Annotated in this window: 1 protein-coding gene; it reads left to right on the top strand. The window is 43.6% G+C overall.

The genetic code is table 11. The features are described 5' to 3' along the window. Positions 1 to 69: 69 nt before the first annotated feature. Positions 70 to 1,148 (top strand): IS3 family transposase gene (locus L1070_RS20140; RefSeq protein WP_237126911.1). Its coding sequence is split into 2 segments (ribosomal slippage): positions 70 to 322 and positions 322 to 1,148, totalling 1,080 coding nucleotides; the frame shifts between segments, so codons are not numbered across the junction. Positions 1,149 to 1,186 lie beyond the last annotated feature (38 nt).

Genomic DNA, 1,186 nt, shown 5'->3' with positions numbered 1-1,186 from the left:
TGTAACTCCCCCATAAACTGAAACAGTTCATAAGTAGAATTTCTATCAACAGAAGAAGGAAATTTTACGATGCGAAAAAGTAAGTTCACCGAAACACAGATCGTGGGCATGATCAAAGAAGCTGAATCAGGTGTTCCTGTGCCAGAAATATGCCGCAAACATGGTGTTGGCCAAAGTACATTTTACAAGTGGCGTTCCAAATATGGTGGGATGGAAGCCTCCGATGTTAAGCGTTTAAAAGAGCTTGAGGATGAAAACCGCAAGCTAAAAGATATGTTTGCCACGTTGAGCTTAAAACACACAATGCTTGAGGAAATCATCTCAAAAAAGCTGTAAAAACAAGTAGACGCAGAGCTTGGGTCGAGCACTTACGCGCGAGATTTGAGGTTAGCGTGGCATTTGCTTGTGACGTGGCCGGTTTAAGTCGCAGCGTTTATTACTATAGATGCAAGCGACCGTCAGATGATGATGTGATTGATGCTTTGCTGGCGCTTGTTGAACGGCATCCTAGATGGGGCATGCCTAAGCTTTTTAAAAGGCTTAGGCTCCAAGGCAAAGTGTGGAACAAGAAACGTGTTGAGCGAGTGTACAACATGTTAAAACTGAACCTTAGACGAAAAGGAAAACGCCGTGTACCAACACGCACACCAGAGCCGTTAAGTGCTCCGAGCAAGCATAATGATTCGTGGTCAATGGATTTCATGAGCGATGCGCTCAATTACGGACACCGTTTTAGAACACTGAACGTGCTAGATGACTACAATCGCCAAGCGTTAGCAATTGAGGTTGATACAAGCCTCACAGCTGAGCGAGTCATCCGAGTGCTAGAACGGGTCATTGCATGGAGAGGAAAGCCAAGACAAATTCGGGTGGATAACGGCCCTGAATTTACGTCGAGCGCTTTGGAAAATTGGGCTGCTGAAAAGAGTATAAAACTTGAGTTTATTAAACCAGGAAGCCCGTATCAGAATGGTTTTGTAGAGCGATTTAATCGTAGCTATCGAGAAGAAGTATTGGATTTATATCTGTTTGAGTCACTTCAACAGGTTCGAGACATTACAGATGAATGGTTAAATATTTATAATTATGAACGGCCTCACGATGCACTGGGAGATCAAACACCAATGGGCTATCTTGAGGCAGCATAATTCTACTAATGAGCTGTACTAAAACTGGGGCAGTTACA

Source organism: Pseudoalteromonas sp. MMG022, from assembly GCF_021654245.1.
Taxonomy (GTDB): domain Bacteria; phylum Pseudomonadota; class Gammaproteobacteria; order Enterobacterales; family Alteromonadaceae; genus Pseudoalteromonas; species Pseudoalteromonas amylolytica.
The sequence above is the reverse complement of the archived record's forward strand: the minus strand, read 5'-3'. Positions and strand labels throughout refer to the sequence as shown.